This is a genomic window from Streptococcus sp. D7B5 (assembly GCF_029691405.1).
Classification (GTDB): domain Bacteria; phylum Bacillota; class Bacilli; order Lactobacillales; family Streptococcaceae; genus Streptococcus.
Genome location: NZ_CP121467.1, coordinates 820,286 through 835,723 on the forward strand (window position 1 = coordinate 820,286; position 15,438 = coordinate 835,723).

16 protein-coding genes are annotated in these 15,438 nt (G+C 41.7%); 3 read left to right on the forward strand and 13 right to left on the reverse strand.

The genetic code is table 11. The features are described from left to right. Nucleotides 1–2 precede the first annotated feature (2 nt). From wecB to P8P68_RS04010, 8 genes are all read right to left on the reverse strand, one after another. Nucleotides 3–1,151 (reverse strand): UDP-N-acetylglucosamine 2-epimerase (non-hydrolyzing), encoded by a 1,149-nt coding sequence (wecB, locus tag P8P68_RS03975; protein WP_278276220.1) that lies wholly within the window; start codon nucleotides 1,149–1,151, stop codon nucleotides 3–5. A 439-nt stretch (nucleotides 1,152–1,590) separates the two neighbouring features. Beyond that, nucleotides 1,591–2,100: a GNAT family N-acetyltransferase gene (locus tag P8P68_RS03980; RefSeq protein WP_278276221.1), complete on the reverse strand. Its 510-nt coding sequence runs from the start codon at nucleotides 2,098–2,100 to the stop codon at nucleotides 1,591–1,593. Nucleotides 2,101–2,486: 386 nt separating this feature from the next. After that, nucleotides 2,487–2,726 (reverse strand): 30S ribosomal protein S18, encoded by a 240-nt coding sequence (rpsR, locus tag P8P68_RS03985; RefSeq protein ID WP_000068664.1) that lies wholly within the window; start codon nucleotides 2,724–2,726, stop codon nucleotides 2,487–2,489. Between the two features lie 31 nt (nucleotides 2,727–2,757). Continuing rightward, nucleotides 2,758–3,228, reverse strand: a complete 471-nt coding sequence (gene ssbA, locus P8P68_RS03990; protein ID WP_000609592.1) for a single-stranded DNA-binding protein SsbA — start codon at nucleotides 3,226–3,228, stop codon at nucleotides 2,758–2,760. A gap of 11 nt (nucleotides 3,229–3,239) precedes the next feature. Next, nucleotides 3,240–3,530 (reverse strand): 30S ribosomal protein S6, encoded by a 291-nt coding sequence (rpsF, locus tag P8P68_RS03995; protein ID WP_278276222.1) that lies wholly within the window; start codon nucleotides 3,528–3,530, stop codon nucleotides 3,240–3,242. A 148-nt stretch (nucleotides 3,531–3,678) separates the two neighbouring features. Then, complete coding sequence (asnS, locus tag P8P68_RS04000; RefSeq protein WP_278276300.1) at nucleotides 3,679–5,025, reverse strand: asparagine--tRNA ligase; 1,347 nt, start codon at nucleotides 5,023–5,025, stop codon at nucleotides 3,679–3,681. 149 nt (nucleotides 5,026–5,174) lie between these two features. Next, a complete protein-coding gene (locus P8P68_RS04005; RefSeq protein WP_278276223.1) occupies nucleotides 5,175–6,353 on the reverse strand; it encodes a pyridoxal phosphate-dependent aminotransferase in 1,179 nt (392 codons plus the stop codon). Nucleotides 6,354–6,362: 9 nt separating this feature from the next. Next, a complete protein-coding gene (locus tag P8P68_RS04010; RefSeq protein ID WP_000776857.1) occupies nucleotides 6,363–6,839 on the reverse strand; it encodes a DUF5590 domain-containing protein in 477 nt (158 codons plus the stop codon). Between the two features lie 118 nt (nucleotides 6,840–6,957). On the opposite strand from P8P68_RS04010, the gene P8P68_RS04015 reads away from it, so the two are divergent. Both P8P68_RS04015 and P8P68_RS04020 read left to right on the forward strand, forming a co-directional pair. Beyond that, the gene (locus tag P8P68_RS04015) at nucleotides 6,958–7,404 is read left to right on the forward strand and encodes a MarR family transcriptional regulator (RefSeq protein WP_000816316.1); all 447 of its coding nucleotides are present in this window, start codon (nucleotides 6,958–6,960) and stop codon (nucleotides 7,402–7,404) included. Between the two features lie 91 nt (nucleotides 7,405–7,495). Then, on the forward strand, nucleotides 7,496–8,044 hold the full coding sequence (locus tag P8P68_RS04020) for an NADPH-dependent FMN reductase (protein ID WP_000039627.1): 549 nt from the start codon (nucleotides 7,496–7,498) through the stop codon (nucleotides 8,042–8,044). Nucleotides 8,045–8,075: 31 nt separating this feature from the next. Here the strand turns inward: P8P68_RS04020 and yaaA are convergent, their stop codons facing one another. From yaaA to P8P68_RS04045, 5 genes are all read right to left on the reverse strand, one after another. Next, nucleotides 8,076–8,804, reverse strand: a complete 729-nt coding sequence (yaaA, locus tag P8P68_RS04025; RefSeq protein WP_000697798.1) for a peroxide stress protein YaaA — start codon at nucleotides 8,802–8,804, stop codon at nucleotides 8,076–8,078. A 79-nt stretch (nucleotides 8,805–8,883) separates the two neighbouring features. Beyond that, nucleotides 8,884–9,015, reverse strand: coding sequence for a DUF3953 domain-containing protein (locus P8P68_RS04030; protein ID WP_002879846.1), 132 nt, complete (start codon nucleotides 9,013–9,015; stop codon nucleotides 8,884–8,886). Nucleotides 9,016–9,101: 86 nt separating this feature from the next. Then, entirely contained in the window at nucleotides 9,102–10,697 is a 1,596-nt protein-coding gene (locus P8P68_RS04035; protein WP_000821456.1) for a hypothetical protein, read from the reverse strand. Nucleotides 10,698–10,708: 11 nt separating this feature from the next. Then, entirely contained in the window at nucleotides 10,709–11,119 is a 411-nt protein-coding gene (locus tag P8P68_RS04040) for a peptide deformylase (RefSeq protein WP_278276224.1), read from the reverse strand. Nucleotides 11,120–11,223: 104 nt separating this feature from the next. Next, nucleotides 11,224–13,920, reverse strand: coding sequence for a cation-translocating P-type ATPase (locus tag P8P68_RS04045; protein ID WP_278276225.1), 2,697 nt, complete (start codon nucleotides 13,918–13,920; stop codon nucleotides 11,224–11,226). A 306-nt stretch (nucleotides 13,921–14,226) separates the two neighbouring features. Between P8P68_RS04045 and mntE the strand changes: the two genes are divergently transcribed. Next, the gene (mntE, locus tag P8P68_RS04050; RefSeq protein WP_223331652.1) at nucleotides 14,227–15,420 is read left to right on the forward strand and encodes a CDF family manganese efflux transporter MntE; all 1,194 of its coding nucleotides are present in this window, start codon (nucleotides 14,227–14,229) and stop codon (nucleotides 15,418–15,420) included. Nucleotides 15,421–15,438: the final 18 nt, after the last annotated feature.

Genomic DNA, 15,438 nt, shown 5'->3' on the forward strand with positions numbered 1-15,438 from the left:
TCTTATTTCCCCCCTTTGAATTCAGATACAGAAGTCGCTGCCCCAAAGTACTGTTGAATGGATTGTACGATTCGTTCAGAAGCTCTTCCATCTCCATAAGGATTTGGTGCCTGAGACATTTGTCTATAAAGAGTTTCATCTGTTAAGAGTGCTGCCATTGCTTCTTTCACACGTACTGGATACGTACCAACTAGCTTCAACGTACCTGCTCTTACTCCTTCTGGACGTTCCGTCGTGTCACGAAGGACAAGGACAGGTTTGCCGAGAGAAGGTGCCTCTTCCTGAACACCTCCAGAGTCAGTCATGATAAAATAGCTTCTTGAAGCCAAATTATGAAAATCAAGTACATCTAAAGGCTCAATCAAGTGAATACGATCGTGACCAGCTAAGATATCGTTTGCTGCTTCTTGCACGGCAGGACTGAGGTGAACAGGATAAACAACCTCAATTTCCTGATGAAGATCAACCATCTCACGTAAAGCTGTAAAGACATTTCTCATTGGTTGACCTTGATTCTCACGACGGTGCATGGTTACCAATACAAGTTTCTTATCTGGATCCAATTGATCTAGAACTTCATGATAGTAATCCGATTGAACGGTTAGTTTCAAGGCATCAATGGCTGTATTCCCCGTAATGACAATAGCAGACTCAGGGTGATTTTCCTTGAGGAGATTTTCTTTACTCTCACTAGTTGGAGCAAAATAAAGATCCGCAAGGTTATCAGTCATCTGACGATTCATTTCTTCTGGGAAAGGAGAATACTTATCAAAGGTCCTTAGCCCGGCTTCAACGTGGCCGATACGTACCTGATTATAGAAAGCAACTAAACTTGCTGCAAAAGTTGTTGTTGTATCTCCATGAACAAGAACCATATCTGGAAGTTCTTGCTTAACAACTGGATCAAACTTTTCTAAAATTTTTCCAGTAATATCTAAAAGGGATTGATTTTTCCCCATAATATCCAGGTCATAATGTGGCTCAATGCTAAAAGTTTCAAGAACTTGATCTAGCATTTGGCGATGCTGAGCTGTCACAACTGTGATCGTCTCAATGCTGTCACTATGTTTTTGCAATTCTAACACTAAAGGGGCCATTTTAATAGCTTCTGGTCGTGTCCCAAAAACAACCATCACTTTCAGTTTCTTCATTATGCTATCCTTCTACTATAATAAAATTTGACACATCAGATTAATCTTTATATCGAATTATTGCGCAAATCAATTAATTTGATTATCTTAATTATTTTACCGTCAATTAATTTATATGTCAAATTTTTTCCAAATTATATTATTGCATTTAATTTAATTTTAACAATTTGTAACCTTTTTGTAACAATATTATTTACAACCTTTAAAAAGCCTTATTTTAGGAAATTTTAAGACCTTTCAAAAGAATTCGTATTTAAAAAAACTAAACCTTATATGTTTTTTTCGATATTTATTTTTATCTTGACATTTCAAACAATTATATTTTATCACTTTGAGGAATAAATCAAACAATTTCAAACAAAAAATCCCTTTTTCGAATGAAAAAGGGACTGTGATTGTTGTTTACTATATTTAAAATTTAAACCTTATAAAATCTGTCTTAAAACAAATTTTTCGACAGATACAAAACCAATTCTCCGATATCTTCACAAACCGCATTCATGCCCGGTTGATGGTTCTGATACCAAACACCCGTCCCATCTGGAATATAGCCTCGTTTGATGTACAATCTCTGGGCAGGTCCATACCCTGAATGGAGCCCAACACCAAGGGTCACCTTATCCGATGTGAGCCTAACTCGTTTTTCTGCTTCTTCCAGCAAGAGATTTCCAATACCTTGATTTTGAAAAGGTTCAAAGACATTGAAATCTGAGAGTTCTGGATAGATTTCTGCAAAAGGCCCCTGCTTAGCGCAGGGCAAAATTGTGATATAACCCACTAAAGCACCCTCAACCTCTGCAACTAAGACTTCTCTCTCCCCACATTCTTGTTCAAGAAAATACCTAGCCAAAATTTCTTCTCTACCCGGCCAACCTTGATTGATAAAACCTTGGGATAGTTCTTTAACATCAGATGTTTGCATTTTTCTAATCAGACACGTTGTTTCCATAAGGTACTCCTTAAAAGCCTTCTTCCACTATTATAGCACGATAATAGAGATAAAAAGAAAGACCTAGCAAACTAAAAATAGAATCCTACTAGGCCCAGAAATATATGCTTTTGATTGTTCACAGTAAGAATCTTAATTCGCTTTCTTATTTTCAAACTCATGAAAAAGAGGTCTACCCGGACCCAACTCGCTCTCTCGTTTCAAAGCTCGTGAAAAAAAGACCCACCCGGGTCTTAATTCGCTTTCTTGTTTTCAAGCTCATGAAAAGAGGTCCACTGGACCCAACTCGCTCCCTCGTTTCAAAGCTCGTAAAAAAGACCCACCCGGGTCTTAATTCGCTTTCTTGTTTTCAAGCTCATGAAAAAGAGGTCCAGTGGACCTCTTTTTTAATCTTCGTTTACGAAAGGCATCAAAGCCATTACGCGAGCGCGTTTGATAGCTGTTGTTACTTTACGTTGGTTTTTAGCTGAAGTTCCTGTTACACGACGAGGAAGGATTTTCCCACGTTCTGAAACAAAACGGCTAAGAAGCTCAGTATCTTTGTAATCAACATATTCAATTTTGTTTGCTGCGATGTAATCAACTTTTTTACGGCGTTTGAATCCGCCACGACGTTGTTGAGCCATGTTTTTTCTCCTTTATAGTATTAATTGTCCATTAGAATGGTAAATCATCATCTGAAATGTCCAATGGATTTGTTGCTCCAAATGGATTTTCAGAACGTGAAAAGTCTGGTACTGGGTTTGCAGGTGCTGATTGACCAGCAGTTGGTGCGGAATAAGCTCCACCTGAATGTCCTTCACGCACTCCGCGGCTTTCCAACATTTGGAAATTATCCGCCACGACTTCTGTTACGTAAACACGTTGTCCTTGCTGGTTATCGTAACTTCGAGTCTGAATACGACCTGTGATCCCGATAAGAGAGCCTTTTTTAGCCCAGTTAGCAAGATTTTCAGCTTGTTGGCGCCACATAACGACATTGATAAAATCAGCCTCACGTTCGCCATTTTGACTCTTAAATGTACGGTTTACTGCAAGAGTAAAAGTCGCAACTGCTACATTTGATGGGGTATAACGCAACTCAGCGTCACGCGTCATACGCCCTACAAGTACAACATTGTTAATCATAATCTACCTTCTTACGCGTCAAGTTTGACGATCATGTGACGAAGAATGTCAGTGTTGATTTTTGAAAGACGGTCAAACTCTTTAAGAGCTACGTCATCGTTTGCTTCAACGTTAACGATGTGGTAAAGTCCTTCACGGAAATCTTGGATTTCGTATGCAAGACGACGTTTTTCCCAATCTTTTGATTCAACAACAGTTGCACCGTTGTCAGTCAAGATAGAGTCAAAACGTGCTACCAAAGCGTTTTTCGCTTCTTCTTCAATGTTTGGACGAATGATATAAAGAATTTCGTATTTAGCCATTGATATGTTCCTCCTTTTGGTCTAATGACCCCCAGTCTTTGCAAGGGGTAAGTGAGGTTCGCTCACAATAAACCATTATACTAGAAAAACTGACAGATAGCAAGATAAAAGTGAAAAAAGAAGATGAAATTATCTTCTTTTTACTAGTTTATGGTTTGATACGGTGCAACATACGTGGGAATGGAATAGCTTCACGGATGTGTTTTGTACCTGCTGCGAAAGTGACCATACGTTCAATACCGATACCAAATCCACCATGTGGTACTGTACCATATTTACGAAGGTCAAGGTAAAATTCATACTCTGTACGATCCATTCCAAGTTCTTCCATTTTAGCAACAAGAGCATCGTAGTCTTCCTCACGCATAGAACCACCGATGATTTCTCCATATCCTTCTGGTGCGAGCAAATCTGCACAAAGCACGCGCTCTGGATTTCCAGGAACTGGTTTCATGTAGAAGGCCTTGATGGCTGCTGGGTAGTTCATAACAAATGTTGGCACACCAAAGTGGTTTGAAATCCATGTTTCGTGTGGTGAACCAAAGTCATCGCCATGCTCAAGATGCTCGTAGTCAGCATCTTCATCATTTTCATGCTCTTGCAAAAGGTCAATGGCTTGATCGTAAGTGATGCGTTTGAATGGCTCTGCAATGTAGCGTTTCAAGAGCTCTGTATCACGTTCCAAGGTTTCCAAGGCTTGAAGTGCACGGTCAAGAACACCTTGAAGAAGGGCTTTTACGTAAGCTTCTTGCAAGTCAAGTGACTCATCATGTGTCAAGTAAGAGTACTCCGCATCCATCATCCAGAACTCAGTCAAGTGACGGCGTGTTTTTGATTTTTCAGCACGGAATACTGGACCAAAGTCAAAGACACGACCAAGAGCCATAGCCCCTGCTTCTAGGTAAAGCTGACCTGATTGACTCAAGTAGGCTGGTGTTCCAAAGTAGTCTGTTTCAAAGAGTTCTGTTGAATCTTCAGCCGCGTTTCCTGAAAGAATTGGGCTATCAAATTTCATGAAGCCGTTCTTGTCGAAAAACTCATAAGTTGCATAGATGATAGCGTTACGGATTTGCATCACTGCTACTTGCTTACGAGAGCGGAGCCACAAGTGACGGTTGTCCATCAAGAAGTCTGTTCCGTGTTCTTTTGGTGTGATTGGGTAGTCTTGAGATTCACCGATCACTTCGATGTCTGTAATATCCAACTCATAGCCAAACTTAGAACGTTCGTCTTCTTTGACAATTCCTGTCACATAAACAGAAGTTTCTTGACTCAAGTGTTTGATCGTTTCAAATTTTTCAAGACCTACCTCTTCACCAAATTTTTCTACAAAGTTTGGTTTAAAGGCTACACCTTGGAAGAAGGCTGTTCCATCACGCAATTGCAAGAAGGCAATTTTCCCTTTTCCTGATTTATTGGCAACCCAGGCTCCGATGGTCACTTCTTGACCAACGTAGTCTTTTACATCAATAATTGTTACACGTTTTGTCATAATCTATCTTCCTTTTTTCGTTTAACTTGTCCGAAGACATCATTACCCACTATTTTACCATAAATAGACTGTGATAGCTAGGTTCTACTAGATAAAAATCGCGAGATTTTCGTTACAAAAAATCTTCGCTAAAAAGGCGAAGATTCTAAGTTTTATTTTTCCATAAACTGGTGCAAACGACGAATAGCTTCTTTCAAGGTATCCAAGTCTGTGGCATAGCTGAGACGAACATTTTCAGGCGCACCAAACCCTGCTCCTGTAATCAAGGCCAGACCGACTTCTTCGAGAATAGCCGTTGCAAACTCTGTCACATCGGTATAACCCTTCATTTCCATCGCTTTTTTAACATTTGGGAAAAGATAGAAGGCACCTTGGGGTTTGACTACTTCAAATCCTGGCACTTGGCACAAGAGAGGATAGATGGTATTAAGGCGTTCCTCAAATGCTTGGCGCATGGTTTCGACAGAGTCTTGTGGCCCAGTTAAGGCTTCAATGGTAGCATATTGTGATACAGCAGTCAGGTTGGAGGTTGTTTGTCCTGTTAGCTTGCTCATGGCAGCAATAATTTCAGGATTTCCTACTGCATAACCTACCCGCCAACCAGTCATGGCATAGGCCTTAGATACACCGTTAATCACGATGGTTTGCTTGCGAATGGCTTCTGACAGACTAGAAATTGGAACAAATTCGTTCCCGTTATAAACCAAACGACCATAAATATCATCTGCTAAGATAAGGACATCATGCGCAACAGCCCAATTTCCGATAGCCAAGAGTTCCTCACGAGAGTAAATCATACCGGTCGGATTCGATGGTGAATTGAGAACTAAGATCTTGGTCTTATCTGTTCGCGCTGCTTCTAGCTGCTCTACTGTTACTTTAAAGTGATTGTCTTCCTTTGCCTGGACAAAGACTGGCACTCCTTCTGCCATTTTGACCTGGTCTCCATAGCTGACCCAGTATGGTGTAGGGATAATGACTTCATCACCTGGATTGACCACAGCCATAAAGAAGGTGTAGAGAGAGAACTTAGCACCAGTGGCAAAGGTAACCTCGTTGGCTGCAACAGAATACCCATAATAGCGTTCAAAATAGGTATTAACCGCCGCTTTTAACTCTGGTAGGCCTGAAGCAACTGTATAAAAGGAAGCTCGTCCATCTCGAATCGCTTCTACCGCTGCATCCTGAATGTTTTCAGGAGTATGAAAATCAGGCTGTCCCAAGGTTAAGAAAAGAACATCCTTTCCCTGAGCTTTTAATGCTTTGGCTCTTGCATCACTAGCTAGAGTGATGCTTTCTTCCATTTCTAGTACACGTTTGGATAGTTTCATATGCCCTCCTTATTGGATCACTGCTCCTGTTTCAAAGTCAACCAGATAGTACTGTTTTCCTGACTTAACTTCCCAAATCGGCTTGTCCTGATAGCGACCAAAAGTAATCTTGTCAATGTCGCTAGCTCCTTTTTCCCTCGAAATCGTCGCTGCCTTGTCTTGAGAAATCCCTTTATCAAGCTGATAAACATAAATCTTGTGGTCATTCTTTTCAATCAGTACGGCAATGGCCTCTTGCTTTTTATTATGTCCTAAAACGCTGTAATAACCTTCTAGTCCATTATAAAAATCAACCTGATCTGCCTTTTCCAATTCTGCATACTGCTTGGCTAGTTTTTCTCCCTCAACTCTAGCATCTTGATAGGGTTTCATGCTGAGTGATATCAGATAAAGGAAGGAAGTGGTCATGACTAGTACTACCAGAGCAATGCCGATTCCATACTGTAAAAGTAGCTTGTTTTTTGCTTTTTTCTGTCTTAGTTTCACTCGTCTATTTTACCATCTCTCCTTCTTTATTACAAGTGAAGACGGGAACATTCTAAGATTCTTTTCCTATAAAATATAAGTTCTTGTTTTTCTCTCTCATTATTGATAAAATAGCCTTATGAAACAATATTTGAAAGAGAAAATTTCCGATAATCAACTAGACTTAAAAACGGCTATCGTCCTCAATAAAGCCATACGAACTTTTAAACCATATGAAGCCAAGGCTGCTAAAGAACACGGGCTAACACCCACCCAATTTTCAGTTTTGGAAACCCTCTATAGCAAGGGGGAACTACGCATTCAGGATTTGATTGAAAAAATGTTGGCCACTTCTGGAAACATGACTGTTGTCATTCGAAATATGGTTCGAGATGGATGGATTTCTAGAACTTGCGACCCCAAGGATCGTCGCTCCTTTTTCCTGAAATTAACACCTGCAGGACGCAGAAAAATCGAGGAGGTTCTTCCTGACCATATCGATTCTATCGTAGAAGCACTCAGCATCTTGGAAGATGGCGAAAAGGAAGACTTAATCCAGATTTTAAAAAAATTTAAAAATTTGTGAGCAAAATTATTGCTAATTAGTATCATTTGTTGTAACATGGATGGTAACAAAAGAGTTCGCTCTTTGAATTTTAAACTAAAGGAGACACATCATGTCTAAAAAAGTATTATTTATCGTCGGTTCACTACGCCAAGGTTCTTTCAACCACCAAATGGCCCTCGAAGCTGAAAAAGCACTTGCTGGAAAAGCAGAAGTTAGCTATCTTGATTACTCAGCTGTTCCTCTCTTCAGCCAAGATTTGGAAGTTCCAACTCATCCAGCTGTAGCTGCTGCTCGTGAAGCAGTCCTTGCTGCGGATGCTATCTGGATCTTCTCTCCAGTCTACAACTTCTCTATCCCTGGAACAGTGAAAAACTTGCTTGACTGGCTCTCTCGCGCCATTGACTTGTCTGATACACGTGGTGCTTCTGCCCTCCAAGACAAGTTTGTTACTGTCTCATCTGTAGCCAATGCTGGTCACGATCAACTCTTTGCTATTTACAAAGACCTCTTGCCATTTATCCGTACACAAGTCGTTGGTGATTTTACAGCTGCTCGTGTCAATGACTCTGCTTGGGCAGACGGAAAATTGGTGTTAGAAGAAGCAACTGCTTCATCACTTGCAAAACAAGCGGACGACCTTCTTGTAGCCATCAACTAATCTAGCAAAAACCAGCTCGAATGAGCTGGTTTTATGCTTGTTTCACAAAGACGAGTTCTAAATCATTTGATAAATCAGGTCGGTAGTCAAAGCCTGCAAAACTGAGCTTGCGAGCTTGTTCGACTGTATGGATTTGCCCCTCTATCAAGGCGGTCAAAAAGGCACCACGGGCTTTTTTTGAAATGGTTGAGTGGATTTTCAACTGGCCTGCCTTGTCCTCCATAAATTTGAAGGTCACCATCTTTTCTCTAATTTCCTTCGAAAATACGGTTTCAAACTCTGATGATAGGAGTGAGAATATCAAGTCCTCGTCCTGAAGTGCCTCATCATAGGCTGATTTCCAATGAGTCTTTAGGGTTTTTCTAGCCACTTTTAACTTCATCAAGAAGTCCAAACGGTGAGGAGCCATGGGAGATAAGGCAGGGACAACACCGTATAAAGCCGAGGTAATCAGGACATGATTTTCAAGATAGGTTTGTTCAGCCTCGGTTAACCCATCTCGTTTGATGTGGCGATACATGAGACCGTCAAAGAGTTTCAAGGCTGGATAATGCTTAGCCCTTCGATCTTTTAGAGCTTGAATATGGCTGTACTCTTCTTCTGCTTTCTCGGCAGATACCTTATAAAAAGTCTCTAATTCACTAGCTGAGTAGTGCGCCAGTGAGTCAAGAACTGCCTGACTTTCTTCCCTCAAGGGAAGCGCTTCGATACAAGGATGGTTTGTGTTCATTTCTTTTGCTGTTGGGATTAAAATTTTCATATTGTTAGTGTAGCATATTTTTCAATCACGACCAAGAATTTCATCTTAAAAACCTCGGTTCACACCGAGGTTTCTCTGTTTATTTTGGCCATTCTAACCAGATAGCCACGAGAACAAGGGCTGTGCCAGCTAAGCTTGTTAAGATAGATAAGAATTTATCTTTTTTCTCCTTGAACTGAGAAAACCTATTTTTATACTCAATGAAAATCAAAGAGCAAACTAGGAAGCTAGCCGCAGGCAGTACTTGAGTACGGCAAGGCGACGCTGACGTAGTTTGAATTTGATTTTTGAAGAGTATTATTGTACTTTAAAGGTCTTGAGATAATTATCTTTTCCAACTTGACCTTCAAAGGATTGGCCATTTTCAAGGTAAGGAAGGTCGTCTGACACGGAAGCCTTGACTTTATAAATCTTGCCATCAACTTTGAAGAAGTAGACGGTGTCACCCTTGATAACAGCTGATTTAAGGTCTGAAACCACTCCCTTGATGTTTTCTACCGTTTCATTATCCAGCTCGAGGTCGTTTTTATTGGCATATTTGCTGAGGAGTTCATCTACTGTAGCTGCTACGATGACGTTTTGGTACTCTACTGCATCAACCAAAGCATACTCCTTGACCAAACCTGCATTGTCCTTCAATCCCATGATGTAGAGCGGTTTGTCATTGAGATTGACAAGGATAGGGAAGGTCGCCTTATAGGCTTTTTCCTGCACTGCTCCTTCTGCGGAAGCACGGGCTGATTCTTCGGTTGCTGAAGCTAGATTGTACTTGGTGATTTCACCAGTGCGCATATTTTCAAGGATAAATCCTAGATTACTTTCGTCAGCGTTGGCTGAAGTCACCCCAGTGTAGAGATAAATGTCATTTCCGATAGAAAGATAGTTATAGCCCTCGGTCGTTTGGGTAACGTTTTTCTTAGAAATCAAGGCATTCCAGAAGCCGTCTTTATACTTGCCGTTATAGTTGATTTGCTGGATGGTTTCTTCTGCTGGATAGACACGATCCACCCATTCTGGTACTTCATCCAAGCTGTATTCCTTGGTTTCTCCATTGGTGGCGTCTAAGATAATAACAGACGAAGGGCGAGGAACTCCTAGACCAAACTGCTTTTGATAAACGGTTGCTACATAGAAAGGATTGCCTTCATCATCCACCTCAAAGGAGGGCGTTTTAAAAATCTTGGTTGGGTACTTGATCCGAAGATGACGTTTGACGTCTCGGTTAAAATACTCGGAGTCTGAATACTTCATTGGCGTTTTTAAATCCACCAATTCCGCATTTCCTGTCACCATATCAACCTTGATATACTCGCCAATTCCCTTGGACTGATTATTAAACCATTTGATCGGGTCGGCATACTCCAAAGGAGTTACTCGATAAGGTTTGCCATCAACCGTCAGCTGGGTATAAGTATCTGCTGCTACGTACTGGGAGACCTTATCCGTCAGAGAGCCTAGATAACGATCTCCAATCTTCTCTGCAGTGCTCCGATCTAGGATTGGAACCTTACTGGTATCACTCTTAGGAAAATCTTTAAAATCTTTTTCTGTGATAGACACTACATTAGCATAACTTTTTGCTTGGAAAAAGCTAGAGGTTACTAGGCTTACCAGACCAGCAAGGGCAAAAATGATAGCTGCAGTCAGAAACAATCCTCTACTAAGTTTGGTAAAAAGGAATCCTTCTAGATTGAGATCTTTGGTAGCCTTGCCATGGCGTAGGTGAACAGTTTTGAGGAGATTGGTATCCTTGCGGAAACTAAACAAAATCCCCATCACCACCAAATGCCCACAGAGAAAGAAGATGAATTCCCAACTAGTCAGATTGAAGGGTGGTAAAAATATATACCAGGTCGTTGCGATAAAAACAAGTTCAAATAGTATGCGTTTCATCTGAATTCCTCCTAAATAATCCGTCCTTCCAAATGATCCAGTTCATGTTGGCAGATCTGAGCTGGAAAACCTGTTAACGTAATGGTCTGTTCCTGCCACTTACTATCTCGATAGGAAACCATAATCGTTTCATAACGAGTTGTTGATCGCACCCCAGTCAAGGACAAACACCCTTCCTCTGTCTCGTAAGGTCCTATGTAGGAAAGGAGAACGGGATTAAACATAACCATGGGAACCAAGCCAAGATTAAAGATAATGACACGCTTCTGCACACCAATCATATTGGCCGCTAGACCGACACAGGTCTCGCGATTAGCCAGCAGGGTATCCTGCAAATCCTTAGCCAGATAAAGGTCTTCCTGACTTGCAGGTTTCGAGACCTGCGACAAGAATAAGACATCTCGGACAATTTTCTTTTCCATTCTCTTACGCTCCTTACATCTTTACTTTATTATAGCACAAAAGGGGGCAACTTCTAGTCCTTTCCCTCAAATGCAAAAAAAGCCATCCGAAGATGACTTTCTTTTTAAATCGCGTTCTTATCAAGACCAAGTTTACGTTGAACAAACTTGACGATTTCGACGATAAGTATCATTGAGAAGCTTCCAGCTAGAACAATAGCCCATTGTGACAAGTCTAGTTTGGTTACGTGGAAGATACCTTCAAGTGGTTCTACAACGATGGTCGCCATCAGAAGGATGAAGGATACCAAGATGGACCAGTTAAAGGTCTTAGACTTGAATGGGCCAACTGTCAAGATGGATTGGTAAACAGACTTGACATTGTAGGCATGGAATAGTTGAATCAAACCAAGGGTTGCAAAGGCCATAGTAAGGGCATCCGCATGAATGGCATGATTGTCACCCACATGAACTGGGTAAGCAATTGCAAGTCCATAAACACTCATAACAATAGCTGCTTGGAGTACACCTTGATAGATGATAGAACTCAAAACACCACCTGAGAAGAAGCTTGACTTATGTCCACGAGGTTTGTGGGTCATAACACCTGGCTCAGCAGGTTCAACACCAAGAGCGATAGCTGGGAAGGTATCGGTTACCAAGTTGATCCACAAAAGATGAACTGGCTGCAAGACGTCCCAACCAAACAAGGTTGATAAGAAGATAGTTAATACTTCAGCAGTATTGGCAGAAAGTAAGTACTGAATAGTCTTTTGAATGTTTGAGAAGACCTTGCGTCCTTCTTCAACTGCGACGATAATGGTCGCAAAGTTATCATCTGCAAGAATCATGTCAGAAGCCCCCTTAGAAACCTCTGTACCAGTGATTCCCATACCGATACCGATATCGGCTGTTTTCAGAGCTGGCGCATCATTAACACCGTCACCTGTCATAGCAACAACCTTACCTTGTTTTTGCCAAGCCTTGACGATACGAACCTTGTGTTCTGGAGATACACGCGCGTAGACAGAGTATTGACCAACGACTTTTTCAAATTCTTCATCAGAAAGTTCGTTAAGCTCAGCACCAGTCAAAACATGGTCTTCCGAGTCATTTTCGTCGATAATTCCCAAACGTTTGGCAATAGCTTCTGCTGTGTCTTGGTGGTCACCAGTGATCATGATTGGACGGATTCCCGCTTCCTTAGCGACACGAACAGCTTCTGCTGCTTCGGCACGTTCAGGGTCAATCATTCCAATCAATCCAGTAAAGATCAAGTTGTTTTCAAGCTCTTCAGAAGTAAGATTTTCTGGAATACTGTCGATAGTCTTATAAGCACCTGCAAGGACACGCAAGGCTTGGTGAGCCATTTCCGAGTTATTTGTATGGATTAATTCAGTGACTTTCTCATCAATCGGAGCAACATCTCCAGCTTTATCACGAGCAACACAGCGTTTCAAAAGTTGATCTGGAGCCCCCTTGACTGCCACGAGGAATTTACCATCTGGCAATGGATGAACCGTTGACATGAGTTTACGATCTGAGTCAAACGGCAATTCAGCTACACGAGGATATTTCTCTAAAAATCCTTTAACATCGTAGCCCTTGTCCAAGGCATACTGGATGAAGGCTGTTTCCGTTGGATCCCCGATCAGGTTACCTTCAGCATCAATCTTGGTATCATTGGCCAAGACAACCGAACGAAGTAGGGGCATGTCCAAGCCAAGTTCAATATCATCAGCTGAGTCATGTAGGACTGCGTCGTAGAAGACTTTTTCGACTGTCATCTTGTTCATGGTAAGCGTACCAGTCTTATCAGAAGCGATGATTTCTGTTGAACCAAGTGTTTCTACTGCTGGCAACTTACGAACGATAGAGTTTCGTTTGGCCAAAACTTGAGTACCAAGGGCAAGAACGATCGTCACGATAGCAGGAAGTCCTTCTGGAATGGCTGCAACAGCAAGCGCAACAGAGGTCATCAACTCACCAAGTGGATTTTTACCTTGAATGAAGACTCCAACTACAAAAGTAACAAGGGCAATAACCAAAATCGCATAGGTCAAAACCTTAGAAAGGTTGTTCAAGTTTTGTTTAAGTGGTGTATCCGTCTCATCCGCATCTTGGAGCATGCCAGCGATATGACCCACTTCAGTGTACATACCTGTATTGACAACAACACCAAGACCACGACCATAAGTCACATTTGAGTTTTGGAAGGCCATATTGACACGGTCACCAATACCAGCATCTGCAGAGAGCTCGACAGTCAAGTCTTTTTCGACTGGAACAGACTCACCTGTCAAGGCTGCTTCTTCAATTTTAAGAGAATTAGCTTCTAGCAAACGTAGGTCTGCTGGCACTACATCACCAGCTTCAAGGGCAACGATATCACCTGGTACCAATTCTTTGGAATCAATCTCAGCCATGTGCCCATCACGAATAACGCGAGCAGCTGGACTAGACATAGACTTGAGGGCTTCGATGGCTTCTTCTGCTTTTCCTTCTTGGTAAACACCAAAGGCAGCGTTGATGATAACCACGGCTAGGATAATGATGGCATCTGCGATATCTTCCCCACCAGAAGTTATGACGGACAAGATAGCCGCAGCAACTAGGATGATAATCATCAAATCCTTAAATTGCTCGATAAACTTGACTAGGAGAGATTTTTTCTCACCCTCTTCCAGTTCATTGCGTCCATATTCAGCTAGACGTTTCTGCGCTTCGCTTGACGAAAGACCTTGCTCAGTTGCTTCAACTGACTTCAAGACCTCTTCAGGACTTTGAGTGTAAAACGCTTGGCGTTTTTGTTCTTTTGACATGTGTCTCCTCCTTGACATTGTGTGCAAAACAAGTTCTCTTTTAGTTTTATGACAAACAAAAAGAGACCTGTTAATCATAACAAGTCTCGCTGTTTAAGATAGTGCCGGAAAACATACTTTTCAGTATACAATTCGGAATGACGACACTATCACAGGTTTCTGCCAGCTACTCCCTTGAGTAGTACTATTATATCAAAATTTGAACAATTTTCAAGGGTTTAAATCAGATGAAACAAGACTAAATTTGAATTTTCCCTTGAAAACCAGTATAATGGTAGAATACTATATGACTAGAAAGGAAGCCCGATGAACCAATCCATGTCAAATCTCAAATTGGCAGAGCGCGGAGCCATTATCAGCATTTCGACCTACCTCCTCTTGTCTGCTGCAAAATTGGCAACTGGCCACCTCCTGCATTCTTCCAGTTTGGTGGCAGATGGTTTCAACAACGTATCGGACATCATTGGAAACGTTGCTCTCTTGATTGGGATTCGGATGGCCCGCCAACCTGCAGACCGTGACCATCGCTTTGGTCACTGGAAGATTGAAGATTTGGCTAGCTTGATTACTTCCATCATCATGTTCTATGTTGGTTTTGATGTGCTTCGGGACACCATTCAGAAAATCCTTAGTCGGGAACAAACACCTATTGATCCTTTGGGAGCGATTCTAGGAATCATTTCAGCAGCGGTCATGTTTGCTGTTTATCTCTATAACACACGCCTCAGTAAGAAATCCAAATCCAAGGCTCTCAAGGCAGCTGCTAAGGACAATCTTTCCGATGCTGTCACCTCGCTTGGGACGACCATTGCTATCCTAGCCAGCAGTTTCAATTACCCTATCGTGGATAAATTGGTCGCTATCATCATCACCTTCTTTATCTTAAAAACAGCCTATGATATCTTTATCGAGTCTTCCTTCAGTCTTTCAGATGGTTTTGATGACCGTCTGCTAGAGGACTACCAAAAGGCCATCATGGAGATTCCAAAGATTAGTAAGGTCAAGTCCCAAAGAGGGCGTACCTACGGTAGCAATATCTACCTTGATATCACCTTAGAAATGAATCCCGACTTATCAGTCTATGAGAGTCACGAAATTGCGGACCAGGTCGAATCCATGCTGGAAGAGCGTTTTGGAGTCTTTGATACCGATGTCCATATCGAGCCAGCTCCCATACCTGAGGACGAGATTTTAGACAATGTCTATAAAAAACTGCTCATGCGTGAGCAATTGATTGACCAAGGAAATCAGCTAGAAGAACTCCTTGCTGAGGACTTTCTCTATATCCGTCAAGATGGAGAGCAGATGGATAAAGTCGCTTATCAAGCCGAAAAAGAACTTAAAGCTGCTATTAAGGATATTCAAATCACTTCCATTAGTCAGAAAACCAAGCTCATTTGCTATGAGCTAGATGGCATCGTCCATACCAGTATCTGGCGTCGCCATGAGACTTGGCAAAACATCTTCCATCAGGAAACTAAAAAAGAAGACAAACAGTGACCCTATCCAGTGGATAGG

Excerpts from the sequence above, each read along its gene's own strand:
- wecB (WP_278276220.1), bottom strand. The coding sequence starts at position 1,151 with ATGAAGAAACTGAAAGTGATGGTTGTTTTTGGGACACGACCAGAAGCT.
- P8P68_RS03980 (WP_278276221.1), bottom strand. The coding sequence starts at position 2,100 with ATGGAAACAACGTGTCTGATTAGAAAAATGCAAACATCTGATGTTAAA.
- rpsR (WP_000068664.1), bottom strand. The coding sequence starts at position 2,726 with ATGGCTCAACAACGTCGTGGCGGATTCAAACGCCGTAAAAAAGTTGAT.
- ssbA (WP_000609592.1), bottom strand. The coding sequence starts at position 3,228 with ATGATTAACAATGTTGTACTTGTAGGGCGTATGACGCGTGACGCTGAG.
- rpsF (WP_278276222.1), bottom strand. The coding sequence starts at position 3,530 with ATGGCTAAATACGAAATTCTTTATATCATTCGTCCAAACATTGAAGAA.
- P8P68_RS04005 (WP_278276223.1), bottom strand. The coding sequence starts at position 6,353 with ATGAAACTATCCAAACGTGTACTAGAAATGGAAGAAAGCATCACTCTA.
- P8P68_RS04015 (WP_000816316.1), top strand. The coding sequence starts at position 6,958 with ATGAAACAATATTTGAAAGAGAAAATTTCCGATAATCAACTAGACTTA.
- P8P68_RS04020 (WP_000039627.1), top strand. The coding sequence starts at position 7,496 with ATGTCTAAAAAAGTATTATTTATCGTCGGTTCACTACGCCAAGGTTCT.
- yaaA (WP_000697798.1), bottom strand. The coding sequence starts at position 8,804 with ATGAAAATTTTAATCCCAACAGCAAAAGAAATGAACACAAACCATCCT.
- P8P68_RS04035 (WP_000821456.1), bottom strand. The coding sequence starts at position 10,697 with ATGAAACGCATACTATTTGAACTTGTTTTTATCGCAACGACCTGGTAT.
- P8P68_RS04040 (WP_278276224.1), bottom strand. The coding sequence starts at position 11,119 with ATGGAAAAGAAAATTGTCCGAGATGTCTTATTCTTGTCGCAGGTCTCG.
- P8P68_RS04045 (WP_278276225.1), bottom strand. The coding sequence starts at position 13,920 with ATGTCAAAAGAACAAAAACGCCAAGCGTTTTACACTCAAAGTCCTGAA.
- mntE (WP_223331652.1), top strand. The coding sequence starts at position 14,227 with ATGAACCAATCCATGTCAAATCTCAAATTGGCAGAGCGCGGAGCCATT.